The sequence below is a fragment of the Gimesia aquarii genome, assembly GCF_007748175.1.
Lineage (GTDB): Bacteria > Planctomycetota > Planctomycetia > Planctomycetales > Planctomycetaceae > Gimesia > Gimesia aquarii_A.
On sequence record NZ_CP037422.1, the window covers coordinates 4919240 to 4945537 of the forward strand.

General features: G+C 41.4%; 19 protein-coding genes and 1 tRNA gene. 7 read left to right on the plus strand and 13 right to left on the minus strand.

The genetic code is table 11. The features are described from left to right. Window positions 1-12 precede the first annotated feature (12 nt). From V202x_RS18770 to V202x_RS18790, 5 genes are all read left to right on the plus strand, one after another. The gene (locus V202x_RS18770; RefSeq protein WP_145178185.1) at window positions 13-1311 is read left to right on the plus strand and encodes a DUF1501 domain-containing protein; all 1299 of its coding nucleotides are present in this window, start codon (window positions 13-15) and stop codon (window positions 1309-1311) included. A 239-nt stretch (window positions 1312-1550) separates the two neighbouring features. Next, complete coding sequence (locus V202x_RS18775; protein WP_232098570.1) at window positions 1551-2891, plus strand: sulfatase; 1341 nt, start codon at window positions 1551-1553, stop codon at window positions 2889-2891. A gap of 33 nt (window positions 2892-2924) precedes the next feature. Next, a complete protein-coding gene (locus V202x_RS18780) occupies window positions 2925-4340 on the plus strand; it encodes a neutral/alkaline non-lysosomal ceramidase N-terminal domain-containing protein (protein ID WP_145178186.1) in 1416 nt (471 codons plus the stop codon). Window positions 4341-4412: 72 nt separating this feature from the next. Then, entirely contained in the window at window positions 4413-5195 is a 783-nt protein-coding gene (locus V202x_RS18785) for a DUF1080 domain-containing protein (protein ID WP_145178188.1), read from the plus strand. A 102-nt stretch (window positions 5196-5297) separates the two neighbouring features. Then, window positions 5298-6308: a nucleoside hydrolase gene (locus tag V202x_RS18790; protein WP_409996685.1), complete on the plus strand. Its 1011-nt coding sequence runs from the start codon at window positions 5298-5300 to the stop codon at window positions 6306-6308. Window positions 6309-6380: 72 nt separating this feature from the next. Here V202x_RS18790 and V202x_RS18795 read toward each other — a convergent pair whose 3' ends face one another. Next, complete coding sequence (locus V202x_RS18795) at window positions 6381-6977, minus strand: response regulator (protein ID WP_145178192.1); 597 nt, start codon at window positions 6975-6977, stop codon at window positions 6381-6383. 867 nt (window positions 6978-7844) lie between these two features. Here V202x_RS18795 and V202x_RS18800 point away from each other — a divergent pair. Then, window positions 7845-8486 carry a response regulator transcription factor gene (locus V202x_RS18800; protein WP_145178194.1) on the plus strand — a complete coding sequence of 214 codons (642 nt, stop codon included), beginning with the start codon at window positions 7845-7847 and terminating at the stop codon, window positions 8484-8486. A 413-nt stretch (window positions 8487-8899) separates the two neighbouring features. Beyond that, window positions 8900-10597: a response regulator gene (locus tag V202x_RS18805; RefSeq protein ID WP_197992961.1), complete on the plus strand. Its 1698-nt coding sequence runs from the start codon at window positions 8900-8902 to the stop codon at window positions 10595-10597. Window positions 10598-10690: 93 nt separating this feature from the next. On the opposite strand, the gene V202x_RS18810 is transcribed toward V202x_RS18805, so the two are convergent. The 12 genes from V202x_RS18810 to V202x_RS18865 all read right to left on the minus strand — a co-directional run bounded on the left by V202x_RS18810 (window position 10691) and on the right by V202x_RS18865 (window position 25843). Further along, complete coding sequence (locus V202x_RS18810; RefSeq protein WP_197992962.1) at window positions 10691-13009, minus strand: PAS domain-containing protein; 2319 nt, start codon at window positions 13007-13009, stop codon at window positions 10691-10693. A 1129-nt stretch (window positions 13010-14138) separates the two neighbouring features. After that, window positions 14139-14223, minus strand: a tRNA-Leu gene (locus V202x_RS18815). 125 nt (window positions 14224-14348) lie between these two features. Next, on the minus strand, window positions 14349-14732 hold the full coding sequence (locus V202x_RS18820) for a GlsB/YeaQ/YmgE family stress response membrane protein (RefSeq protein WP_145178200.1): 384 nt from the start codon (window positions 14730-14732) through the stop codon (window positions 14349-14351). Window positions 14733-14993: 261 nt separating this feature from the next. After that, a complete protein-coding gene (locus tag V202x_RS18825) occupies window positions 14994-16055 on the minus strand; it encodes a dihydrodipicolinate synthase family protein (protein ID WP_145178202.1) in 1062 nt (353 codons plus the stop codon). 51 nt (window positions 16056-16106) lie between these two features. Beyond that, window positions 16107-17144, minus strand: a complete 1038-nt coding sequence (locus V202x_RS18830; RefSeq protein ID WP_145178204.1) for an NAD-dependent epimerase/dehydratase family protein — start codon at window positions 17142-17144, stop codon at window positions 16107-16109. 110 nt (window positions 17145-17254) lie between these two features. Then, a complete protein-coding gene (locus V202x_RS18835; protein WP_145178206.1) occupies window positions 17255-17791 on the minus strand; it encodes a SelL-related redox protein in 537 nt (178 codons plus the stop codon). A 408-nt stretch (window positions 17792-18199) separates the two neighbouring features. After that, on the minus strand, window positions 18200-19579 hold the full coding sequence (locus tag V202x_RS18840) for a DUF1501 domain-containing protein (protein WP_145178208.1): 1380 nt from the start codon (window positions 19577-19579) through the stop codon (window positions 18200-18202). A 218-nt stretch (window positions 19580-19797) separates the two neighbouring features. After that, window positions 19798-21345, minus strand: coding sequence for a PQQ-binding-like beta-propeller repeat protein (locus tag V202x_RS18845; protein ID WP_197992963.1), 1548 nt, complete (start codon window positions 21343-21345; stop codon window positions 19798-19800). A gap of 238 nt (window positions 21346-21583) precedes the next feature. After that, window positions 21584-23038: a hypothetical protein gene (locus tag V202x_RS18850; protein ID WP_145178212.1), complete on the minus strand. Its 1455-nt coding sequence runs from the start codon at window positions 23036-23038 to the stop codon at window positions 21584-21586. Between the two features lie 71 nt (window positions 23039-23109). Beyond that, complete coding sequence (locus tag V202x_RS18855) at window positions 23110-23451, minus strand: hypothetical protein (protein ID WP_145178215.1); 342 nt, start codon at window positions 23449-23451, stop codon at window positions 23110-23112. A 115-nt stretch (window positions 23452-23566) separates the two neighbouring features. Then, on the minus strand, window positions 23567-24535 hold the full coding sequence (locus V202x_RS18860) for a DUF1559 domain-containing protein (RefSeq protein WP_144985335.1): 969 nt from the start codon (window positions 24533-24535) through the stop codon (window positions 23567-23569). Between the two features lie 402 nt (window positions 24536-24937). Further along, on the minus strand, window positions 24938-25843 hold the full coding sequence (locus tag V202x_RS18865) for a YihY/virulence factor BrkB family protein (RefSeq protein ID WP_145178217.1): 906 nt from the start codon (window positions 25841-25843) through the stop codon (window positions 24938-24940). Between the last annotated feature and the right edge of the window lie 455 nt (window positions 25844-26298).

Consider the following 26298-nt stretch of genomic DNA (forward strand, 5'->3'; position numbering starts at 1 on the left):
GAGGAATATCAAATGAAACACTGCGACAAAATCACGAGACGGAATGTGTTACAAGCGGGGTTTCTGGGGGGGCTTGGGCTCTCACTTTCTAATTTCCTCAACTTGTCAGCATTGAATGCGGAAACGACTGGAAAGAAATCTTCGAAAGCGGATTCAGTCTTATTTTTGAATCTTGCAGGGGGAGTTTCTCACCTCGATACGCTTGATAGAAAACCGGAAGCCCCCGTCGAAACTCAAGGTGAGTTTAAGTCGATTCAAACTTGTATTCCTGGCCACAGTGTATGTGAATATATGCCAAAGTATGCAGCAATGGCTGATCAATTTACGTTGATTCGTGGGATTTCACATTCTGCGGGGGCCCATCCTCAAGGCCAATCCTGGATCTCAACTGGTAATCGTCCCGTACCTGCTTTGATTTATCCCTCTTTGGGATCTGTAGTCAGTAAAGAGATTTCGAGTAAACCTGATTTACCAGGATATGTAGCAATACCCAAAACAGAGTGGAATGCCGGTTATATGGGGGATGCGTATGCTCCGTTCAAAACGAATACCGTTCCCCGTCCGGGACAACCATTTCAAGTAAGAGGTATTTCTTTGCCTGACGGTTTAACAATTGAGAAAGTAAATCAACGACAGCAGTTGCTCAGCAAGTTAGACCGTCGATTTAAAGAGGACTCTACTGAGAGTCAATTATTGGAAGCGTTAGATAAATTTGGGTCTCAAGCCTATAACATGATAACATCAAAACGAGCGCGTGCTGCCTTTGATGTTGAGCGGGAATCATCAAAGATCCGTGGGTTATTTGGTACTGATGAGTTCAGTCAATCCGTATTTCTTGGCTGTCGTTTGATTGAATATGGTGTTCCCTTTGTAACAGCAACGTACCAAGGCTGGGACACACACACCGAAAATTTTGCTGGTCATCGAAGATTGTTACCGCCCCTCGATGTGGGGATCACAGCCGGTTTGAAAATGTTAAAGCAAAAGGGATTATTGGAGAGGACGCTGGTTGTCATTATGGGGGAATTTGGTCGTACTCCCAAAATTAATGTGAACGCGGGGCGTGATCATTATCCTCGTGCGAATTGGTGTTTAATGACTGGCGGAGGAATTAAGCCTGGACAGTTTATTGGTGGTACGAATAAAGCCGGTGATGCGCCTGATGATAAAACAAATATTAAACCAGATGATATCGCCGCAACCATTTATCACGCTTTGGGCATCGATCCACTTATGGAATACTATACCAATACCGGACGTCCAACGATGCTGGTTCCACATGGCCGCATCATGCGTGAACTGTTTGCCTAAAGTTCCAGCGGAACGACGCGATAAATCTTTTCATCTGATCAGGCTGGATTCAAGTGAATGACTGAGGCTGGACTATCTGCCAATAATTCCTCCTTAACGTTCTTTGCTTTTCCAAGCATGATTGCTTTGTGTCATTGACTGTAGTCTAATGAGCATATTGTAAGGCTGAAACGTCTTCTTTTCTCAAGATGCGTCATTTTATTTCAGTAGGCGCACAGTATTATAAAGGCACATTTATTATGAAATATCTCGTGGCTATTATGCTCTGCTTTTTCTTCTTTCCCCTTTTGACAAAAGCAGAGGAGAGAGCAGTTAAACCGAATATTGTGCTCATTATGGCAGACGATTTGGGGTATGGTGATTTGAGTTGCTACGGCAGTGTTAATTGTCAAACTCCTAATCTTGATCGTTTAGCTGCCAAAGGGATGCGATTTACAGATTTTCATTCGAGTGGAACTGTTTGCAGTCCTACGCGCGCTGGTCTCTTAACGGGTCGTTATCAGCAACGTGCTGGTATTGATGGAGTGGTTTATGCAGATCCCCAAAAAAATCGACATCATGGACTGCAAAAAAATGAAGTCACTTTGGGGCAATGTTTACAGGCTGCTGGCTATCGAACGGGCATGTTTGGTAAATGGCACTTAGGGTATCAGAGGCAATACAATCCGACATTTCGAGGCTTCCAAAAATTTGTGGGTTATGTGAGTGGAAATGTAGACTACTTTGCACATCTGGATGGAACTGGTGTCTTTGACTGGTGGCACAATGCGAAATTGAATCGATCGGAACAGGGGTATGTGACCCACTTAATTACAGACCATGCGGTTGACTTTATCCGTCAACAAAAGGACGAACCATTTTTTATCTATATTGCTCATGAAGCAGTACATTATCCCTATCAGGGACCAAATGATAAACCAATACGAAAAGAAGGCGTTGGAGATATTAAATCAGCCAAACGAAAAGATGTAACTAATGCCTATCGAGAAATGAATACAGAAATGGACCGAGGAATTGGTAAGGTGATGTCAGTGCTGGATGAACTAGAACTGACTGAAAATACCTTTGTATTTTTTCTGTCCGATAATGGTGCAAATAATAAAGGATCTAATGGAAAATTACGCGGGTTCAAAGGTAGTGTGTGGGAAGGGGGGCATCGTGTTCCCGGGATTGCTTTTTGGCCTGGCCATATCCCAGCGGGAAGTGTTTGTGACGAAACTGTGATTAGTATTGATCTGATGCCTACAATTTTAGAGTTGGCACAAACGACTGTCCCCGCTTCTCATCAATTAGACGGTGTCAGTCTGATAAATTTATTGACCAAACAGCAACGACTAAAGCCACGAAAAATATTTTGGGACTACCGTGAACGTTATGCAGTCAGACAAGGGTCTTGGAAGCTTGTATTGAATCAGAACCGTCAAACACCTGTCGAATTGTTTGACCTTCAAACAGATCTCTCTGAAACAAATAATCTGGCGAAACAGAATCCTGAGAAAGTACAACAAATGAAGAGGGCACTTAATCTCTGGAAAAAAGAGATGAATCAAACAGCTACATCACAACCTGAAAAAAAATAAAATGCAAAGAGTTCACAATTAGGAGACTGCTTAATGTTTCGACTAATGCTACTGCTGATTTTCTTATTACCTTTGAACTTGAATGCAGCAGAGAATACTGGGAATTCACTTCGGGCAGGAGCTGCAAAAGTAAATATTAATCCTCGGAACTTTCCGGTTTCTATGACTGGAAGTTTTCAAGATCGCCAGGCAAAATCGGCTCATGATCCCCTGCATGCACGTGCTCTGGTGTTGAGAAATAGGCAAACCAGTATTGCGTTTGTAGTGTGTGATATTTGTTTGATTTCACGTGATATTTTCGATGCTGCCAAAAAAGAAGCATCGTTGAAAACAGGTATTCCGACCAGTCACATGCTGACATCTGCAACACATACACATACTGCACCCACTTCAGTACCGCTAGCACAATGTAATCCGAATCCGGAATATGTACAATTTCTAACCGAAAGTATTGCTCGAGCAATTATCGACGCGCATGCGCGACTTGCACCTGCCAAAATCGCTTGGACTTCGGCTCAAGAACCTGGAGAAGTGAATAACCGTCGTTGGTATGTGAAAGCGGAGGGACTTCAAACTAATCCGTTTGGAAAAAAAACTGACAAGGTGCGGACGAACCCTCCCAGGGGAAGTGACCTGTTGATTAAACCGGCAGGCCCAATCGATCCCGAGATTGCAATCCTCTCGTTACAACATGCAGATGGGCGTCCACTGGCACTTTTAGCCAACTATTCGTTGCATTATGTAGGCGGAATTCCTCCTAATCAACTTTCGGCAGATTACTTTGGTGAGTTTGCAAGACAGATAAAAAAACGACTCGGTGGAGATGATACGTTCATTGGAATTATGTCGAATGGGACCAGTGGTGATATCAATAACTATAATTTCAAAAAACCACGACCTCGGGGGGCCGCATTTGAGCGGGTATTTGCAGTTGCATCAATCATTGCCGACCGTGCATATCAGGCTGTCAAAGGTCTCAAGTACCATAGTGATATTTCATTACAAATGCAGGAGCGAACAATTGACTTGGCAATCCGAAAACCGACTCCAGAAGAAGTGACGTACGCCAGCAAACTCCTATCTGAAGCGAAAAACATCCAAAGGCTAACGACAAAGGAAGTCTATGCCCAAGAGACAATCCGCATAGATCAAGGTCCTGACAACGTGAATCTCAAGCTTCAGGTTTTGCGAATTGATGAGTTGGGGATTGTGGCAATTCCATGCGAAGTATTTGTAGAAATTGGTCTGGATATCAAACAGAAGAGTCCACTTAAGCCAACCTTTATTATTGGTCTGGCCAATGGTTATAACGGTTATTTGCCAACGCCGGAACAACATATACTGCAAGGTTATGAAACCTGGCGTTCGGGATGGAGTTACTTGGAAACTGATGCTTCGAAAAAAATTGAAAAACAGATTATAATGATGCTCAAGCAGATCAGTGATTAAAGCAATAATGTATTGTGATTTGACTCTGATATGTTGATGAATGAAATCACATGAGTTCTAAAGGACAAAAAAATGAAAAGATTATGGATTGCTTTTGGGCTTGTAGGAATTTGTATCTTTCACGCGAGTCAAGTGGGTTGTGCTGAAGATCCTAATCAATTAACGAAACAGGAAAAACTACAGGGCTTTAAATCGCTCTTTAATGGAAAAGATTTGAAGGGATGGAAACATAGTGGGAATTGGAGAGTGGAAGAGGGAGTAATTAGTCGTGGAGGAAAAGGTGGCAGTCTTGTTTATCAAACACGACCCATGCCCGATGACTTTGAACTCGTGTTTGAATGGAAAGTAGCGGATGGTAGTAATAGCGGTGTCTATTATCGTCCCGGGCAATATGAGTATCAGATCCTTGATAATGCGAAGCATCCAGATGGTAAAAATCCACGTACTAGTGCCGCCTCTATTTATTTCTGTATGCCGCCTTCACATGACGCCACAAGGCCGGTTGGGCAGTGGAACAAAGGGCGGATTAAGTGTAAAGGAACTGTTATTCAACATTGGTTGAATGGTGAGAAAGTTATCGACTTGGATTACACTGATCCTCGTTACGCATGGCAGGTCGGGCTCTTGGCAAATCGAGGAGGAGACCTTGCTGATCGGGGAGCAAACTTATCTCTGCAAGATCATGGTGACCCGGTTTGGTATCGAGGAGTCAAAATGAGGATGATTCCGAAAGATGAAAAATTAGATCGATCTTCAATTAAACCAGCTAAAGTTTCAGATACAGCAATGGCAGCAGAGCAACGTAAATTGCAGCGTATCATGGAAAACCGCGCAAGACAAAAACAGAAAAAGTGAGTGCCTACTTGTAGTCTTCACATAATGATCTTTGACATTCTAACCCTTATGATAGAGCTTTCTCATAGAAAAAGAACCGCCATGACATTGATGAAGCATTTAATGCTTGTAAGTTTTTATATTCTGATGACCGCAAAATTTGTTAATTCTGCCGAGCCTGTCCGCGTTATTTTCGATACAGATATTTCAGGTGATGTGGATGATGTGCTTGCATTAGCAATGATTCATACTCTGGCAGATCGAGGAGAGTGTGAATTGTTGGCAGTTACGATTTCAAAGATTAATCCTCTGACGGGGCCATTTACCGATGCTGTAAATACTTTCTATGGGAGGAATGAGATTCCGATTGGTGTTACACTTCAAGCTCAACATCGTCAAAGCAAATATTTGAATTTGATTCATAAGAGAGATAACAATCAGCTGCGTTATCCACATGATGTTAAATCTAACAAGGATCTTCCTAATGCTGTTAAATTACTGAGGAAGACGCTCGCCTTGGAAAAAAATCAATCGGTGGTGATTATTCAGGTAGGATTAGCAGCAAATCTGGCTGATCTTATAGAATCCAAACCAGATGAATTCAGTCCACTCACCGGTGTGGAATTGATCCGTAGTAAAGTACGGCTGGCCTCAGTAATGGCGGGGGCGTTTGAGTCCATTAACGGCAACGAACGCTATCTTGAAGCAAATGTTCGTAATGGGATTCACTCGATGCAACGATTTGCAAAATTATGGCCTGAAGAGGTCCCTGTTATTTGGAGTGGCTTTGAAATTGGTGTCGCTGTCCCTTATCCACGAGAGAGTATCGCGAGAGATTTTGAGTATATGAAACATCACATCGTGCGTGAATCCTATTTACTGCATAGTGGACCTGAACATGATCGGCCCTGTTGGGATTTGACGAGTGTTCTTTATGCGATTCGTCCGCAAGAGAATTACTTTAACCTATCAAAATCCGGGCGAGTAAGTGTTTCAGATGATGGATTTACAAAATTTCAATCTGAAAAGGATGGCCGTGATCGTTTTTTGAAAATGAATGCAGTCCAGGCAATACGAGTTCGAGAAGTTTTACGTGATTTAGTAAGCCAACCACCTTTGAAAAGAGCACCATAACTCTATATGAGCAATTATTTAAACCACATCATTAATAAATAGAGTTTTGACCATCAGGTTTGAATAGAGGCGTTAGTCACTGACACTCTTGGCGACTTCGTCTAACAGAGCGTCTATTGAATGACACATCTCTTTTTTCAACGCATGCAAACTATTTTGCACTACAACCAATCCATCGATTCGATTTTTAGTTTTTTTATCATTTGTGGATGGGTCGCTTGTGAGTTCTCGTTCATCGAGTTTACTTTGATGCTCTTCAATTTCAGAGTCTGGCATAGAGTTCATTAACTTACTGACTAGCATTTCTGTATCGATTGGTTTTACAAAGAGATCTCTAAAACCAAGTGCAAGTGCTTCTCGCGTCAGGCCTTTCATCTTAGGAGATGATGTACCATGTTCTCTTGTAACAGTCAGATAAAAATGCAGCGGTGGACTAACTCCTTCATCATCAAATCGCTCTATTCTTGCTGCTTCTTTATACAAATCAATCGCATTCATTGAAGGTAGAAAAAGACTGGTTATGACGGTGTCGATCGAAAAATCTGATTTTAAGATGGCGAGTGCTTCTTCCCCACTTTCTGCAGTTAATGTACCAAAACCATGGTAAGTCAATTTCTGGTTCAAACTCTGTCGTATGAATCCGATTTCATCGACGATTAGTATTTTCATAATCTCACCCTGTCATGAATCTAAAAGCATGCGCATCTTGCTATTTGATTTGGGGTCTTACACATATTCTTCTATCGCCTTCTGATATCAAAATAAAAATAGGGGATATTACCCAATTTAGGGTGGAGTATTTACCTCAATATTGAATAGTATGGTATATTTGGGTATTACAGGTGGAGTTAGATGCTATGGTTTTATAGTGGTTGGAATCGAATTGTATTAGTCGTGATTAGCTTTACATTTTCTTACGATTGCTAAAAAAATTTTTTAGTAGTTTGTTTGGTTTAAATTATGTGATTATATAAAGCATCACTTTATTGAAATTTTTTGAAATGTGGCATATTCGCTTACATATTTTTGAAAAAGAAAATAAGTGCACTGATCAATCATTCTAGGAATCACTTCTCTTAGTATTTTGAAAAAATCAGCGACCTCATTTATTGGGTGCTGCTGTGCATCATAGTACCTGTATTATTCCCCTTCGCAGATACTGAAAAGTACCAGAAAACGGTGTTATATTTTTCTTGATGAAGTGCTTGACAAGCGATTTCACTAAGAATTTTCTGGTCAAAGTAACATCAAATACCCTCTCTCAATCATACTTAGTTCATCTTAGAATCTTACAAAATAGAGTGACTGATATAATTGATTGTTGAAATCAAAGACAACGTCTAAGTTTTCAATATTCGTTGCCTCCCCTCAAAATGGCTCAGTTACTACAACCAAGTAGAATTAATTTGCGACACAAAATTTTCAATTTTTTTATAGAGATATGATCTATAAAATAAAGAGTATTCTGAATTTCCTAATTGTGTAAGTGAACTAACACTAATACTCTGTGCAAAATAACATTTTATTGAGGTCCGAATGAACGATTTTGTTGTTTATGTAATTGATGATGATCCAGATGTCCTGGATTCTATTGCATTTCTACTAAACACTTCAGGTTATCAAGTCAAAACTTTTGACAGTGTTCGTTCATTTTTGGAATCTAAAGAAGTCGTGTTTACAGGTTGTATCCTAATCGACCTGATTATGCCTGAAATTTCTGGTATTGAAGCAATGGAGCTATTTAAAAAGCAAAACATTCATTTTCCTTTAATTATGATGAGTGCATATGGTGATATTGAAAAAGCGGTTTCCGCAGTAAAACTGGGAGCCTGTGATTATCTTGAAAAACCTTTCGAGAAAGAAAAATGTATCAAAGCCATCGAATACGCTAAATCACTTTTGAATACTGATGAAGACGATTCGGAAAATAATGGTCGAGTTCACCTGCATTTGTATAATGGTTTAACTCGTAGAGAGAAGCAGGTCTTTCATTTAATTGCTGAGGGGCATTCTGGTAAGCAAATTGCAAGCTGTATGTCGATCAGCTACCGGACTATGGAAAAGCATAAAGCGAATGTGTTAAACAAATTGGGGATCTCAAGTGCCACTGATATTGTACATATTTTGTACAAAATTAAAGACCTGCCGGGGTATTCGAAAACTGATAATGATTCATAGTTAATGTAATCCTTTCAATCAGGTTTATAGTATTTCTGTATTTGCACATCAAAATTCTAAAAAAACTCGCCCTCGTATTCACACTTCAAGAATCCACTCAAATTCAATTCAACGATGAATAGCCTGTCTGTTACTTACACAGACTACTTGATTTCTTCTTAAACTATTTCAAGCTAAAGCTTAAGAGTACATTACGCGAAGCAATTTCAAACTCATCGTCTATCTACACCGAGAGTGATTACCCTCCATGTTTTTTGGGGAGATTTCCCTATGTTATAAACACCTTTAGAAAGTCGATAATTCAGCTGGCTACATGGCCAAGTGTTGATCTTGTGACGTGAACGATGTGCTTAATAGGGAGGAATGAGAGAAAGTGTAATAAAGAAGATTCCTGTAGATTAAAAGGGCCTCACATGACTTCTCACCAAGTCAAATTATTTGACGATTACTTAGCGAGACAGATTTTAAAATTTAGTATAGATGTGTCAGTAGCGATTGATGAATTGGGTGTAGTACTTATGGCCAGTGAATCAGTCTCTCGAGTGTTTGGGTGGCAACCAGACGAAATCGTGGGAGAAAATATCCGTGTTTTTGCTTCTGAATCGCAATTAAAACAGTTTGATCAGTATTTAGCGCAATGCCTCGGTTCTGAAAATGAAAATTCGATTGGACATGCACATCAATTCAAAGGAATTCATAAAGGAGGTTCCTACATTGCCTGTGAGATAACCGTATGGCGTGATGATGATTCTCATAGACAGAACCGTTATATAGGCATCATTAGAGATATTACTGAGCATTTGAAATCAAAAAACAAATTAGGTGAATATTTAGAGCGGCTCAAGCAATCTCGTAAACAACTCAAAAGAAAAATTCATGAACTTAAGTCAGCTCAGAAGGTTGTTGCACGGGCCAACCAGGCAAAAAGTGAATTTTTAGCAAACATGAGTCATGAAGTTCGCACTCCAATGACTGCTATCTTGGGGTATTCTGAAGCATTAAAAGAAAAACTTGATTCGAAAGATAATCTCGAGTTTATCGACATTATTCAAAAAAATGGATCACACCTTTTACAGGTGATTAACGATATTCTTGATATTTCAAAGATCGAGATGGGAAATTTTGAGATTATGAAAGTCGACTTTTCCCCGACGAAGATCTTGCAGGAAATCGTTGATGAGTTCGAATCGCAAGCCTCGCAAAAAGGTCTTAATCTCTACACAAGATATCATGATTTGATTCCTTCCTCAATTCAATCTGATCCATTAAGGATGAAGCAGGTTCTGATGAATCTAGTGAGCAATGCCATTAAATTCACCGAATCTGGAAGTGTTTATCTGGAGATTCGAATGTTGAGCCAATCTAAAGATGATAGGTTGTTACAATATATCGTATCAGATACGGGGATTGGAATTCCTAAGGAAAAAATGAAATATATCTTCGAACCTTTTGCTCAGGTTGATAGTTCTAGTTCAAGGAATTATGGAGGGACTGGGGTAGGACTGACTCTTAGCCATAAGCTTGTCCAATTGCTAGGCGGGAATTTATCCGTGCAATCAACTGTGAATCGGGGAAGTGTATTTACAGTGACTCTCAATGTAGATGAAAAAAATTTTTCGAGGCAATCTGATAAATCGAGCCAAAATTTCTGTACGAGTGGCGCTGTTAGAAGAGTGGAAAATAATCACGATGATAAAAATGTTTCCCCAGGTGCAAGAGGTAAAATTCTTCTAGTTGATGACACGAAAGAAATACGAAAATTATTTAGCTATATGTTGAATAAAATGGGGCTGGAAGTCGTGACTGCATCAAATGGAAAGGAAGCTGTTGATTTGGTGCATGAAGCGACAATAAAAGAAGATTTTTACCATCTGATTTTGATGGACATGCAAATGCCAGTCATGAATGGGTATGAAGCAACGCAGTTACTCAGGTCTCAAAAGAATCAGATTCCAATTATTGCAATTACGGCTCATACACTCGTTTCTGATAGAGAAAAATGTCTTGCCGCGGGCTGTACTGAATATCTAAGTAAACCCATCAAGTATGAAGTGCTACGTGAAGTAGTGCATCGTTACTTACCTCAAAAAAAAGAAGTACTTTCAAATTAAGTACGGTCAAGATCAGATGTCTGTCTGAAAGAATTTATGATCTGGTAGTAGAATTCTCAAGGAAGGGGACTCTGACACGACCAAAGCTCATTTCTAGCTAAAATCAATTTCTGTTTGTGATTGAGATCCTGGTAGAGAAATGTAAAAAGTGGTACCTCGGCTTTTGTTCGGACTAAACCACATTTTTCCACCAGATGCTTCTATCAAAGACCGGCTTAAAGACAGACCAATTCCGAGCCCTTCTTTTTTGCTTGTTGTAAAGGGGGTGAAAAGTCGATCTACGAATTGAGCTGGGATACCTTTTCCTGTATCTGTTACAGAAATCAAAATCATAGAGTCGTCAGCAGATGAAAGCGTAATAGTTAAAACTCTTGGTAATGTTGTTTCTTCCATCGCTTCAGCCGCATTTTTAAATAAATTCACGAGCACTTGCTCAATCTGAACACGATCCGCATAGACCGTAGCAAATTTTTTATCAGATGTGATCTTAACTTGGATTTGCCTTAAGCGTAATTCGTAATTAATTAACTGAAGTGCGCTTTGAATACTGGTATGTATGTTAAACAAAAATGATTGTTGTTTTCGCTTTCCTGCTAATAATTTTAATCTGCGTACAATTTCGCCTGAACGCAACGATTGTGCTTCTATTTTGCTTAGTAGTTCAGTTACATCCTGACCCTGTTCCAATAAAATTTTCATAGAAGAACTATAGTTGGAAATTGCGGTCAGTGGTTGATTAAGCTCATGTGATATACCTGCAGCCAGTTCTCCCATTACTGCCAAGCGTGAGGCATGAGCTAGCTCGTCGCGGTACTCCTGTGCCATTCTATTTGCCTCATATCTTTCTGTCACATCTTGAACAGTCCCATATAGAAGCAGTGTCTCTCCATCTGTGTTTTTTTTCAGTGCAGCTTGCTGATACACATGCCGTACCTCTCCATCTGACCGAATGATTCGATGTTCAATACTGAATGGAGAGTCGTTTTGAAGAGTATTAGTGACAACCTGATTAACGAGTTCTCGATCATCTGGATGAACAATTTGAAGAAATGCTTCATAGTTTGGTTGGAACTGTGAAGCATTTAAATCAAAAATTCGATAAACTTCTTCTGACCACCACACAGTATCGTCTTGAATATTCCATTCCCAACTTCCAACATGAGCTAGTCTTTGTGATTCAAAAAGCCGGGCGTGTGTGTTTTTCGTTTGAATATCAATATTTTTTTGATCGTTGATATCTTGAATAACAACCACAAGTTCATCTGCAAGGTAAGGGTGCAGATGAGCTTGAAACCAGCGATTTTGCTCATTGACTTTCAATCGATAATCAAATGAAGTTGTTTGCTTGGTTTTACTGAGTTTCAGAAATGCCGCTTCATATTTTTGAACGACATGCTTAGGTAAAATGTCCTGTACTTTTTTATTAAGGAATTGTTCAGTTGGCAGAATTGAATTTTTGTTTGCACCACTTTCATAACCTGCAATTGTACCATCATTTTTTATATGAAAGATTAAGTCTGGAATTGCTTTGAGCATGGCTTGAAGCTGCTCATTTTTTTTAATGAGTTCTTTTTCTGTGATCAAGCGGTCGGAAATATCAACAGCTGAGCTGATGATTTGTATGATGTTACCTTCAGCGTCATAGAGCGGGCTGAATGTGATATCAAGGCTCATCTTTTTTTCATCTGCCAATTTTACTTGTGTATCAAAACGGACTGTTTCTCCTGCCGTTGCTCGATGCATTGCTTGTTTTAATCGTTGCTGTACTTCAACAGAGTAGGACCACAATTCGGTTTTCCAGAAAATTTTACCAATTATGTCTGACTTTTTTAGTTTTACTGCATCAAGTAGCGACTGATTGGCTTCAAGAATAATCCCATCAATTGAATAGACTCCAACAAAAATAATTAAAGTGTCAAGGATGTCGTGCGTTCGACAGATCACTGTTTTCTGTTCATGCTCTATCTGTTTTTCTTCTGGGATATCCTGCTTGGAATCTGCATCGATTTGGAATGACTCTGAAATCTGATCCACTGAGTTGGTGTTCAATGAAGTTTGGGGAGAACCTGGTTCTATAATGTCTATACCCAAGTAGAGATTTGCAACAACTTGGTTTGCATCATTGATGAGAGGTGTTGAATGCCACTCGAGTTCCCGATAGTTTACCTTGCTTTTATTTGCGGTAAGTTTCTGTATTTCTGCGTTTAATGTTACATTGTCAAGCACTTGATTTGCAGAACCCGATAGCATTTTGAATTGATGATTTAACCAATCAAACTTTCGAGGGGATTCTGCGATGGAAACTGCTAGAGAGCAGCTTTCAAAAAAAGATCGTAATTGAATCTGGAGCTCATTTTTGAACCGAGACTGTCGTAAGCAAAGAAATCCAATCATTGTAGCTAGCCAGATCATACATAGTGAAATCACGCGATTTTCCCAGGTGGACTGAGGAGCTTCGACTCCTAAATCTGGAAAAGTACGAGAGAGTGTGAGTGCCGAACAAATACTGGCAGTAAGTAAGAGTGCCCATGTACGCTGGTAGCTAATGACAAGGACGATCACCACAGTATAGAAGATCGGAATCGCTATATTTGATGATACATGGAAGTCCATGAGAAAAATAAGAAGTGTGAGAATTATGATTACAGCAAGATGCCGGAAACTCTGTCGCTGTATGCGCATTAGCTATCCCTGTTTAATGAGCGAAGCAAATTGAATTTCATTCAAAGAAATTCATTTACATTTTTAGCTGGTCTGATTTTGGGGTATGCCTGAAGTACCAATCAGACTTTGGGACAGAGATATTTTATTATGACTATTCTAGACCAATTGATAAACCCCGCATTTTTGAAAATAGGTGAAAATCTCTGCCAGCGATCAGCTTTTTTTCGAAGTAAGATAATCAAAAAATTTCGACGCGTATCGAAACACCTGGTCGCGTTTGTTTGATTTTAGAGCTCGGCATCAGGTGGGCCAAAAATGAATGCGCCACTGCTGATGTATTTGAGACCTTCAGGTTCTGGTAAATGAGAAGTTGATTCTCCAGGACACCATCTGTAGGGGGCAAGGTTGGTGGATCTCGAATTACGACTCCATATCCAGCCAGTATAGATCCAATCAGGTGTTTGGGAACTACAGAATGTGTTATGAGAGCAGACCGAATAGATAGGGGGCGAATCGATGTCAATCTTGTTTTGAATCATTCGATTGTTTGTCATGCCAAAAACTTGTGAGGGCAGAGATACATAACAGAAGAAAGCGAGTAAGAAGATCAGCTTTGATCTAGCTTGTAAAAACATGAACTGTTCTTTCCTGAAACGATAATAGAAACATTTATCTCTTCATTATATTTGTTCCGGAATGATAGAAAAACCGCAATTTGCACGTCGTACAAGTGTGAAAATTGCTTTAAATAGGGTTTTAAAAACGGGTAATATTACACAGGAGCGTCTAATTTAACTTTGATCAGCTTTGGAAAAAGAAGACCAGATTTCGGTCAGATGAGTGAGTCTAAGAAGAGGCATTGTAAATCCACTGTATGTAGCCGAGGCGGGACTCGAACCCGCACGCCCTTTACGGACCCGGGATTTTAAGTCCCGTGCGTCTGCCAATTCCGCCACTCGGCCTAACAGTTAAGTGTTTATAATCAAATGTTTTATGGCTTGCAAGTGAAGGACACCTAAATAAATACTGCCAAAACCCCAAAGTGTTTTGTCAGGATTAGCTTGCGTAGACACGATATGAACGAACATTAATAGGTTTCGTCGACAAGCCCGCGTGCGCGACGTCGACGTCGACGGCGGTGTAACCATCGTTCGCCATCTTCTGCTTCAGCAAAGAAGGAGCCTGCCAGTAAGCGATAGAAGAATAAGAGAACGAACGCCCCACCTGTGGCGGCTAGAAAACCAACAGTACTGATAGGAGTGACTCGGGCACCGTCCCAGAAAAACATCAATGTGCCACATCCAACGACACTACCACCAATTCCCATTAACAATGTACTCACAGCCCCACCTGGATCTTTACCGGGCATAATGGCTTTCGCTGCTAAACCAACTAAAGTTCCGAATCCTACCCAGACTAACATTTCATTGATAGCCTCTTGTAGAATTTTGGTGGTGTTGTCATCAAACATTTTGACGGTCCTTCGTCGTTAAATGCTTATACAGATATAGTTTACAATTATTTGTTTGGTTTGGTAGGTCTATATTGAGAGAAGACGCTTTAATTAACCGGTTTTATCATTATCGTCAACCCCAGCCTAAAACTTGGGCTATGGATGATCGAATTAGCTTTGAATAAAGTTTATTTCGATTGAACAATCAGGCTCACTCGTATTTAACCTGAATACTAACATAGTCGAAAAAGAAAGATTCTGTTTAAAGGAGTTACCCACTTACCCGCTAAGCCAATCATCGAGATGTTCTGCTACAAAAGTATCATCATTCAGGTGAGGATAAGCTTGATAAATTCTATCGATTTCTGCTGCCTGCCCAGGGCTGAGGTTCTCTTTGGGGTTTAAACACCAGATTCCTTCTAGCAGACCCTGACGTCTGAGGACTTCATGAATGCCGGGAATGCAACCTTGAAAGTGATTGGCCACGTCAAACAACACGGCATTGCAGTCTGTGACTTCGGTATTGCTGTGGAGTATAGAGAGTGGAATCGCTGTTTCTGATGCGGCGACATGGTGACATTTTTTGAGAATTTCGACAGCCTTTTGTGTCCAGACAGCCCAGTGCCCAAGCAGCCCACCGACGATGCGACGTTCTATCAGTTTCCCTTCTACCTGAAAACGAAAAGGGGTGACAAGATCGAGAACGATATTATCATCATTTCCTGTATATAAGGCGATATCTTCGCGTCCTGATTCTATGACTGCACGGATCACGTCAAGCGTATGATATCGATTAAAAGGTGCCATTTTGATCGCAGCGACATTTTCAATTTCACAAAATCGACGCCAGAAAGAATAAGGCAGCAAGCGACCACCTACACCTGGCTGTAGATAAAAACCAAAGACAGGCATGATTTCGGAAACTGCTTTGCAATGGTGAATCAGATTGTTTTCATCTTCGGATTTTAGCGCTGACAGGCTGAGTAAGCCAAAGTGATAACCGGAATCTCTAGCGATAATTGCTTCCCTGATAGCCTGACTGGTTTCTCCACAGATGCCAGCGACACGTAATAGAGGAGCGATCCTCGCTTTGTCGGCACGATTCATTTCTTCTGCCGCAAGCTCTAAGACAGGTTGAAAGAGATCAATGTCCGGCTCTCGAATTTCAAATTGTGTCGTATGCACTCCGACAGCCAGTCCGCCAACTCCGCTGGCAATATAGTACCGCGAAAGAGCTCTTTGTCGGCGTTCATCAAGTTTGCGCGCAGATGTCAGAGCCAGTGGGTGTGCAGGGATTGCGGTTCCTTGCTGCAAAGTTCGTGTGATAAGAGATAAGTTCACAATCCAGATTTCCTGCGTATCGAAGCGTAAGGAGTTTCGTTTCAAATTATTCTAAAATTTGCCACTGCGCGATTCGAAATGGGTAGGTTTGCCAAGCAAAGGGCGTTCGTGTTGTATCCAGTCTGCAATCCAAGCAATAATTTGGTCGACTTCGACCAAGGGGGCGCCATAACGTTGGTGCCCATATTGGCCGTTATTGAGTAAGGCGTCTTGCGATTCAGTTCCGTTAAACTGAGGGGGTTTGCCGAACAAACTTCCAAATCGTTCGCTGATTTCGCGGACACTAAGAATTTGCGGGCCAGCGACATTCAAAAAAGCAGGGGGGGATGTATCATCGGGCATCGAACAGAGAGTCATGGCATTAGCATCTCCTTGCCAGATCACATTGACATATCCCATTGAAATATCAATAGTTTTTTCCTGATAAACCTGTTGCGCAATATCGACGAGAACACCATAGCGGCATTCGGTCGCGTAGTTCAAGCGAATGAGAGTCATAGGAATTTTGAGCGTGCGGCTGAAATGTTCAAACATACGCTCACGCCCCAGACAGCTCATCGCATATTCGCCTGTTGGATTAGGCTTGTCTGTTTCAACCGACCCATTCCCTGATGCGTCCACAAGCCCGTAAACATTACCCGTTGAAAAGGCCGTAATCTGGCTATTCTGATATTTGTTACAGACGAGAGCAGGCAGATAGGTGTTCATGGCCCAAGTGAGCGATTCATTGCCTGTCGCCCCAAATTTCATGCCAGCCATGTAAATTACATTTGGGACATCAGGTAAGCTGTTGATAAAATCGACATCAAGCAAATCGCCTTTCAACGTTTCAATCCCCAAATCTTCTAAAGGTTGCCTGCTTGATTCATCTGAAAAGCGACTCACACCGATGAGACGTCGTTGAATGCCTGCTTCCTGGTCTCCTCGAATGATCATCCGCGCCAACGTCGGTCCCATTTTGCCAGCAATTCCGAGGAGAATCAGATCACCTCTGGTTTGATTTAACGCTTTGATTACTTGAGGAGTTGGGCGGCTTAATAGTTCTTCTAGTTGTTCTACGTTCTCAATAGTTTGGGGAAGATCTTGCATATTTATATATCTAATAGGATAGAGTTAAATCAGGATGAGGAGTTTCAGCGGTTGTCGATATATCTCAACATTATGACAGTTTGGCATTTGAATTGGAAACCAATCAAACTTTAATGAGACGGTATCTCGCAGGCAAGAAGCAGGTCCCAGTCAGGCAGGTCTGCCGAATTTTCTGAAAAGTAGCTGGCAACAACTTTCCCTTTGTCAAAAACTAAAGCGGCACCCAGTTGTTGAATATCTTTACCTGGAATTCCAGGTAAGTATCCAGAAAGGACTGTGGTTTTAAAGCCAGACCACCAGATAGCAGGTCCGATTGTCTCAGCCAAGCTGCCTCTTTTGACTTGAAACAGCTCATAGAGTTTTCGATCCGGGTCGCTGAAAGTTTCTACGTTTTGTAGTTGATAACGGGCCAGTAATTTATTGGCTTGTTCCTGATCCATCATGTGGACAATTGCCAGTTGCAGATTCCGTTCTGCGATTTCTTCAGAATACGTTTGCAGTTGTGCCAGCACTTGCCTGCAAAAGGGGCAACCTCCGTGTCTCAGAAAAACGATAAGGACGGGATGAGCTTCCGACAATTCGACTAACGTTTTTCCTTGAGCTGATGGAAAAGCGGCAAGCGCTTGTTTAAGAGAATTTTGATTCATAAATAACTCTTGAGCAGTATGATTCCATCTTTACTTAAAGTAGATGAAGATTTCTGATCTCGTGCAAAAAAGCGATTAGAACAAACGCTACATTAGCTTACCATAAAGCGTGGGGATTTTCATGCTGGAAGTCCCTTATGTTTTGCACGGTAGTTTCGATCGTTTCGAGATCAGAATAAAACATCGCCGTTGGATCAATTTTTTTTTGTTCCAAAAAGTCGATATCTGATCGTATTTGTGGGATTTCCGCGGCCCCTGGTAGGATGACGAGCCAGATTAGGCTTAGAGAGGAAGTCAATAATAGGAATATCACCCATTGACGCTTTGAACGGCCGAGTCTATGAGGCTTTTGGAAAAATCGCGATTGTTTCATGTTAAAAGACAAAAGGTCAACTAATCACTCTGAGATTAAAAGAGTTCATGAATCACTTCACCATGGTCGATGGCCACCGTTGGTCGGCCAGAATGATCGAGAAAATGAATTTCAGGATCCATGCCTAGAGCACGATAGATAGTGTGATGGATGTGTCCTGGTCGTACTGGGCGATCGGCGGGAGAGTCTCCCAGTCGATTGGTAGAGCCAATGACTCGGCCTCCCTTGACACCACCTCCACCTAGGAGACAAAACATGGAGTTACCCCAGTGATCGCGACCGGGAGTCCCTTTACTTAATGGAGGACCACCGTTACCACCATTGTTCATACGCGGAGTTCGACTAAATTCTCCACAGAGTACCACAAGAACTTGATCACTTAATCCGCGTTGGGCGAGGTCGCCAAACAGAGCGCTGACAGCTTGATCAACACGAGGTAGGTAACTTTCCATTCCACTTTGCAGGTTCCAGTGGTGGTCCCAACCTCCAAAGTGGACAGTGACGAATGTGGTTCCCGCTTCCACCAGACGACGTGCCAGTAAGACACTTTGCCCCCAGGTATGACGGCCATATAGTTCCCGAATTTTTTCGTCTTCCGAGTTCAGATCAAATGCTTTACGGGCTTTCTCACCAGTGACCAGCTCATAGGCCTTTTGATCCAGTCGATCCATCGATCCCAACATACCCGACTGATCCACGTCTTTGCGGAGTTTGTCAAAACTCTTTGATAATGCTTTACGGTCTTTCAGACGTTGGACTGATAACCCTTTTGCTAGATTCAAGTTTTTAACTTGGAAATTGTTATTATTGGGATCTGAGCCCGTTTCAAAAGGATTATGTTGAACTCCCAGGAAGTTTCCACCGAAGTAACCCGGTCGCAAACCAATACTGGAGGCATAGGGAACAGAAACATAAGCTGGCATCCCAGGGTCTCGTGGTCCTAGGACTTTTGTAGCCATAGAGGCGATAGAAGGATTCTTTCCGGGGGTACTTCCCCCACTCACGCCACCACGGCCGGTCAGCATCCAGTGTCCTCCTGTGAAATGATCACCAGTATTGTGGTGCAGAGATCGAACAATGGAAAACTTGTCGGCACATTTTGCCTGAAGGGGAAACATTTCCGTAATGTCCATACCAGGGACATTCGTATGGATCGGATTCCAGATGCCTCGATTTTCGCTGGGAGCTTCAGGTTTTAGGTCATAAAGATCCATATGGCTGGGGCCGCCATCTAACCAGAGCAGAATCACAGAAGTATCTTTGGCTTTAATTCCCTGTTGTTGGGAAGCTTCTTTGGCATGTAATATTTGAGAAAGGCTTGCCGAACCCATTCCTGCTACACCAATTTGCAGAAAATGACGTCGATTCAAACCATCGCAGTATTTTCCTGTTTTTCCAAATTCAAGACGGAACATGTTTAAGCATCCTTTGTGTAAATGATCCATAAAAGATGTTTTATGTGTTCATTTTATCGGTTAGAATGCCATTCCGTCAATAATGAGTGTCTGGAATTGAGACCTTTGTCAGGCATTTTTTTCAAATTAAAGCTCGTAATTAGATACACACAGGATGTTCCACTTTCCAATACTAAATCTGTCAACTGAAAATCACTCTAGGTTATAAAGAAGAACAGTTACTTTTCATTGCCTTCGATACAATACAATCGAGTTCCAGTTCGAATGACGATTCTACCTCTCGCAGCTGCGACTCCATACACAATAGGATCACGAGCTTGTGTTCTTGAATTAGCTCGCTCTTCACGAAATTTTTTTTCCATCCAGGCGATTTCCTCTTTGTCGATGACTTGATCTTGATTGCGATCAACACGCATCATCATTGCTTTGAATCGTTCTGGAAGCTCTGCTTTGGATATCAGACCATCATTATTTTTATCATTCTCAAGCAGCATTGCTCCAATGCCACCACCTCTACGTTGCTGATCCCCTTTCTTTTTATGCTCGGTTTTCGTACCAGTATATTCGACATAATTTTCAGGAGCAGGTGGATTTTTCTCAGCCCATAAACGATTTAAGGCAATCTCTTTGTATTGAGTTCCATTTTCCAATACTAACGTGCCACCATTTTTACCAAACAGATAGATCAACTTTCCAATGACAACGGGAGTTGCCCAACACGGTTCCTTTAAACGTTTGGCGAAATGCTGTTTCCCGGTATTAATATCCAGACAATACAGAACTCCCACTTTGTTTATTAAATAGACACACTCTCCTGAGATCACAGGGCTCGTATAATCAGATACTGCTTTTTGAGCGCGCCATGAGATGCTGGGTTTTTTATGAATATGATTGAGATTAAGGCACAAATTGGAACGACTTCCAGCTGATTGAGTTCCAAACTGTGGAATTCTAGCTCCAATGAAAAGCAATCCATCTACAAACGTGGGAGAAGGGACACTGTTTCCTCCCAAATCTCCCAGTCCCCAGAGCAGTTTACCATTTTGACTGTCATAGGCATCAACACGTCCATTGGAGCTGATTATGACTGCTTCAGTCTGATCCACCGTATTAGAAGCGACGATGGGGGAGGTCCATGACATGCCGGAAGGGCGATTGATTTTCCATTTGGTTTTTCCAGTATTTTTCTCAATCGCAATGAAATAAGAAGGTCCATTATGTTCTACATTGAGAAACAAAAGGTCTTTTGATTGGGCAGGTGAACTTCCCAAACCATGATGATTCTTGAATTTTCCAAATTCATGTGAAAGATTACGCTGCCACAAAACCTGTTTCGAGTGATCCAGGGCTAACAGGTCACCACTTTCATAAAATACATAAATTCCCGATTCATCTACCAGAGGAGTAGGAGCAGCACGTGCGACTCGATAATTTGAAGCAGCCTTTTCGCCTGAGCTTTTCTCATGTTTCCAGATTTGGTTTCCTGTCTGTAGATCAAAACAGTTTAAAACACATTGCTCTTTCATTTTTCCTTTGACAGAGGAAAGGTAAATACGGTCGTTCCAAATAACGGGTGTGCTCTGTCCGTATCCTTCGACTTCTTTTTGCCAGGCAATTCCGGAAAGAGGTGACCAGTTCACTGGATACATTATCTTGGATTCTGGTGCTTTGGAGACGCCTCCATTTCGAAACGAAGTCCAACCTCCCGCATCAACATTGGAAAGCGGCAGCATTAAAAACAATATCCAGAGTTTGTAAATATTCATTTTCTCATCCAAATTAATTGTAGGTTTGAGGTGAATCGACATTCATATGTGCATATTTTTGGCTATGAACAAATTTTAAAAGCGTTATTAAGGAATGATCCTAAATTCAAAACGCATTGCTGGAGACTTGTGTATTACGAGTTTATGGAACAGAGCTTTATTCGAATTGTTGAGACTTTCTGAGATTTGAAGTGTCCTCAGCGGCCTTACCCGAAAAAAGGATCAAACTCAGATCGTTCTATTTCATACGATCTTGTTGTCCCATGACAATCAGTTTGGTAGGTGTGCCAGAAACAGTAAAGGTGCTGATGGGTTCCAGGGTTTTCAGTGACAAAGCTTTAATTTTTGCGGCACCGGGTTCTGTCCAGAACGCATAGCGACCTGCACGATCAAATTTGATATCATGATGTCCGTAATGACCTTCCACATTACTGGGACCCACTTTGATTTGTTTTCGTAATTTGGCATCTACAAAGTCCAGATCGTTATCAGGATCCAGATCGATGACGCTCAGAAATTCGTCCTGTTCCAATTCTTTTGGATGATTATGAAATACAAACGCTAGTCGTTTTCCCCAGGCAGTTTTGATTACTTGTAATGCAACTGGTGAATTGCCTTCCAGCATATTTAATGGAACAGAAATCACCTCTGGTTGATTTGATTTCGCATTCAACAGGCATAAACGGGCTGTGGTACCCTTACCCGAGAGAAACAAAACATAGTTCCTGTGAGTGGAAAAGGCACCAGTCCGATTTGGTTTTTTTGTTTCTTCATCCTTTCCCAAAGAGAGATGATGAATTTTTATATTCTTTTTATTTTGAGGCACGGGATTTAAGTCGGCTTCACACCAACAAATCCCATCAGCGGGAGCAAAGAAAACTTTTCCGGCACATGTTGTAGCGCCATGGATTGCCCCTGAAGGCAATGCAAATGAATAGACAATTTCCTTGTTTCCTTCAGGACGAATACGCGTTACATCAATTATCCCTTTTTGCGGCCCTCCACCATCTATCCAGGAAGCATAGCCAGTTTTTCCCTCTACAACAGCCAAGGTAATATGGTTACCACCTCCCAGATGAAAACCGGTTTTGATTTTCTGGGTCGGTTGATCTAAATAGGTTTGAGGATCGAGTCTTGTGTAACCAGAAATACGATCATTTGCCAGATAAAATACACCTTGATAACAGTATAAATGAGCTGGATTTCCCTGCTTGGCATCCAGCTGTGATGCGATCACTTTAGGATGTGCTTTATAGTACCAGTGTGAATGGTCTCCATGAGATTCTTCTTTCACGCCCGAATTGATAAAGATCCAGCCACTTTGATCTTCTCCTCCTTCAGAATCTCGAACTCCAAGTAGAATCGTTCCTGAACTACTTTCCATTTGAACTAGATTTTGATCTTCAGCGTCAAGCTTGGGAAAACCTTTAATCACGGAAGGCGTCTCCATCCGCAGTGTATCACCAGAAATAACGTCGGCCCATTTTACTGTCTTCGTCTTATAGTCTTGAAAGAAGAGTCGGCAGACCGTCCGTTTTTTACGTTTCTTTGAAGCCGTTTTTTTGGTCTGTTTACCAGAGCTTGAATGATGTTTTTGATCTGCTGCCTGGAGAAAATCTGATTTAATGCCATTGATGAAAGCCAAAAAGCTCAATAGAAAGATCATATTAAACTTAAGTCGTAATGAATCCATGTCGTCCTCTTAAGGGTATAACTAACAAAATAAATTAAATGACACGTGACAGTTTTCTGCAGCGAAAATGACTACGGCTTATTTTGATAAGGGTTTCCGTACCCATCTTGCAGTTGAAATGCTCCGTTTTCAAAATGCACACAAACCCAGATCGGCTCTTTGGCTGTTCCTCCGATCCAGTAAAAGCGACGGCGATTTTTTGTCCCGTGATAAACTGTCGGAACACCTTTAAAAAGTGGGCCATCAATCATGCTGGGATTCTTTTCAAAATAGCGTGATAATAATTTCGTGTCCGACTTACCAAGAGAGTCTTCCCGCTGCCAGTTTGTTCCATCGATCTTGAACACTTCAGGCGGATGAATCTCTATCGGAGTTATTTCACTGGCAACGTTTCCTGAGCAGCTAGTTGCCATTCCGATTACTGTTGACAACAATACTGTTTTGCAAAACAGTATTTTAAAAGAATGATTCATAAAAAAATTCATGGGTGTAATTAGATTCAAAGTTCGTTTAAGAAAGTTATGTCTCTTAAAATTCGCCAATTGTTTTTCCGTCAGCACGACTAAACAGGTTGCGTAGTGTTTCCAAATCAACGTTTTCGCCAAGAAAACGTACACTCCCGTCACATAACAGAATATTGGCTCCTCCCACGTGTAAACTACGCGCACCTGAAATGACTTCTCCATGATGAGCTACATCGGGGCTATTGGAATTTGGTGAAAAATAACCATGGACCAAACAGTGGTATCCGGTACTTCGTATCCAGGATCCTGCGCGTCTGCCTTCATAACTGCTTGCTGCAATAGCGTTGAGAGCGTCTGAAGTTGAAACACAGGGAGGGCCACCGCTGACACGTTTCATCTGTCGGTCAGGGTTAATTAAAGTTGTTGTATCTGGTCCTCGATCACCAAAGAGCGTTTCCGCCATGAAAATTGTATTGGTCAAACCGTCGGTGATGTCCCGAAAGCGGGTGGAGGAACCGCGCCAGAACAATCCGTCATTTTCACTCGAACAATACTCGGTATTTAATCCAGAGCCTCCGTTAACCATGTAATTCGTACCAGCCCAAATCGTTCCATTATCGTCAGTGTAGTGAACTTTTCCCGCATCACTGGGACACATGAAAATAGGTAGAGTTTGTTTAGCGACATCTACGAGATTGGGATTCAATGTTGGTGCCCAAGGAAGTCCAAATAACAAGGGTTCCCTGAAATCAATCAGGTTATGAAGATTTCCCTGGTCAATATATGGCAGTAGCTGGGCTGAAGGAGAATAGTTGTAGAGTGAAGAAGATGCCATAAGAGGCAGTCGAGAATGAGCGTCATAATAATTGTGTAACGCCAGTCCCAATTGCTTGAGGTTGTTCTTGCATTGCGTCCGCCGTGCGGCTTCGCGTGCCATTTGAACCGCTGGCAGTAACAGGGCGATTAAGATCGCAATAATTGCTATGACTACTAACAACTCAATCAGCGTAAATCCGCGTCGTTTTTGTTTCATGTTTCTTTTCCTATTTCAATGTGGATTAACGATCCGTTAATCAATAATGGCTTGTCAGTTTGAAAAAAATTGAGTTTCGTTATTACTCTTATAATTGATATATAGTAACATGTGATAATTGTATGTAAATGCACAACTATTGCAAAAACACATTTTGCAAATTTTTTCTAGAGAAAAGAGAAAGTCGAGGATGAGACAGAGGCGAGGGCTAGATTTGTCGAGCAATAAGTCAGATTAGTTTACTTATGAAAAGAGATGGGATCGGCTCCAAGATAAGAGCCGTTTTGCATGCAGATGATTAAAAATCGCCACAGTTAGAAACGCTAAGAAATAATGGGCTATCTTATTCGTTGTACGATTTGCAAGTTGTAAAGAAAGGTTTATAAAAAGCAGAACCAATCATTATGCTTTGTTTTCTGCCCTTTGTTTAGCTGAGCGGTAGATAACTCCATTGATTTCTCCACCCATCATGAGAATTGCACCTGTCAAATATAACCAGGCAAGAAGTACGATGAAGCCTCCTAAAGTACCGTAAGTTTCGTTGTAATGAGCAAAGTTTTCAACATACATACGAAACCCCTGTAACATAATTACCCAACTAATGACGACAAACAGGCTACCGGGGGTGATGATTTTCCAGGGAAGTTTCACACTCGGAACAACCCAATAGATCACGGATGTTGAAATCAACATAAATCCACAGGCAATCGACCAGCGGACGCCTGCAGAAAGTAGCAGGTGTAACCAGGGGGTATAAAAATATTTCAGTACGATTTGTGCTAGTTCGGGGCCAAGTACTAAAAGAATTACGGAAATTAAAAACAACAATAGGACTCCAAATGTCAATAGCAGTGAGAGACCACCTGCTTTCCAGAAGGTTCGCCTCTGATCGACTTCGAAAATCGCATCCAAACCTGTTCCCATGGTGAAAAACAAGCGTGTTCCTCCCAAGCTGAGCAAAGCTAAGCCAGCCATGATGAGACTATAAGTGGAATTCTTTTGAATATCCTCTATTTGAGCAAATAGCATTTGAGAAACAGTAGTGGGAAGTCCTTGATTGATTGCATTTTCCATACTGACGATGACGCCTCTGATCGGTAATTGCGCCGTACACGCAATAATGACAATCAGTAATGGAACAAGTGTAAACATCGCATAATATGCAAACTGAGCACTTTGTGCGCTGAGTCGATGTTTGTTATATCCCCTCACAGCCTGCCTGATTAAATTCCAGGGAGTGAGTCCTCCAAACTTCCACATTGCTCGAAATCCAATTTTTCCGAGTTGAATTTGTTTCTGCTCTGTCATATCAAACCACTCGTAAGTTATGCAGTTAAATGATTTAGGTGTTTTCGGACTTCAAGATCTTAGCGAATTTCTTGATCGTTAAAATTGATATAATCATTAAAGATTAACATTTTGAAATGTCGATAAATTTGATGATAGGGGTACTTTTCTAAATAGACCTCTATTTTTTGAGCGAATTCTTGCTTCATGTATTCAAATTTAGAGATTAACCGGATTTCAAAATGCATTCATTGCTGAAAATAAGTGCTGGGATTTTACTTTGTCTGCCATTAACAGGATGCGTAGGACCAGGCTATTATGATCCTTCGACAGGAATGGTTTGTGGTGGCGAATTTTATGGTCCAACTAACTTTGTAGATGATATCAAATGTTCGCTTTCTGAACACCGTGCTCATCGAATGAGGAAACGTTGTTGTAATCCCTGTCGAAGCTGTTGCAAAAAGGGGTGTAGGAGA

Excerpts from the sequence above, each read along its gene's own strand:
- V202x_RS18805 (WP_197992961.1), top strand. The coding sequence starts at position 8,900 with ATGACTTCTCACCAAGTCAAATTATTTGACGATTACTTAGCGAGACAG.
- V202x_RS18845 (WP_197992963.1), bottom strand. The coding sequence starts at position 21,345 with ATGAATATTTACAAACTCTGGATATTGTTTTTAATGCTGCCGCTTTCC.
- V202x_RS18865 (WP_145178217.1), bottom strand. The coding sequence starts at position 25,843 with ATGACAGAGCAGAAACAAATTCAACTCGGAAAAATTGGATTTCGAGCA.
- V202x_RS18830 (WP_145178204.1), bottom strand. The coding sequence starts at position 17,144 with ATGCAAGATCTTCCCCAAACTATTGAGAACGTAGAACAACTAGAAGAA.
- V202x_RS18860 (WP_144985335.1), bottom strand. The coding sequence starts at position 24,535 with ATGAAACAAAAACGACGCGGATTTACGCTGATTGAGTTGTTAGTAGTC.
- V202x_RS18835 (WP_145178206.1), bottom strand. The coding sequence starts at position 17,791 with ATGAATCAAAATTCTCTTAAACAAGCGCTTGCCGCTTTTCCATCAGCT.
- V202x_RS18795 (WP_145178192.1), bottom strand. The coding sequence starts at position 6,977 with ATGAAAATACTAATCGTCGATGAAATCGGATTCATACGACAGAGTTTG.
- V202x_RS18855 (WP_145178215.1), bottom strand. The coding sequence starts at position 23,451 with ATGGCAACTAGCTGCTCAGGAAACGTTGCCAGTGAAATAACTCCGATA.
- V202x_RS18780 (WP_145178186.1), top strand. The coding sequence starts at position 2,925 with ATGTTTCGACTAATGCTACTGCTGATTTTCTTATTACCTTTGAACTTG.
- V202x_RS18840 (WP_145178208.1), bottom strand. The coding sequence starts at position 19,579 with ATGTTCCGTCTTGAATTTGGAAAAACAGGAAAATACTGCGATGGTTTG.
- V202x_RS18800 (WP_145178194.1), top strand. The coding sequence starts at position 7,845 with ATGAACGATTTTGTTGTTTATGTAATTGATGATGATCCAGATGTCCTG.
- V202x_RS18790 (WP_409996685.1), top strand. The coding sequence starts at position 5,298 with ATGCTTGTAAGTTTTTATATTCTGATGACCGCAAAATTTGTTAATTCT.
- V202x_RS18850 (WP_145178212.1), bottom strand. The coding sequence starts at position 23,038 with ATGGATTCATTACGACTTAAGTTTAATATGATCTTTCTATTGAGCTTT.
- V202x_RS18770 (WP_145178185.1), top strand. The coding sequence starts at position 13 with ATGAAACACTGCGACAAAATCACGAGACGGAATGTGTTACAAGCGGGG.
- V202x_RS18775 (WP_232098570.1), top strand. The coding sequence starts at position 1,551 with ATGAAATATCTCGTGGCTATTATGCTCTGCTTTTTCTTCTTTCCCCTT.
- V202x_RS18810 (WP_197992962.1), bottom strand. The coding sequence starts at position 13,009 with ATGATCTGGCTAGCTACAATGATTGGATTTCTTTGCTTACGACAGTCT.
- V202x_RS18820 (WP_145178200.1), bottom strand. The coding sequence starts at position 14,732 with ATGTTTGATGACAACACCACCAAAATTCTACAAGAGGCTATCAATGAA.
- V202x_RS18785 (WP_145178188.1), top strand. The coding sequence starts at position 4,413 with ATGAAAAGATTATGGATTGCTTTTGGGCTTGTAGGAATTTGTATCTTT.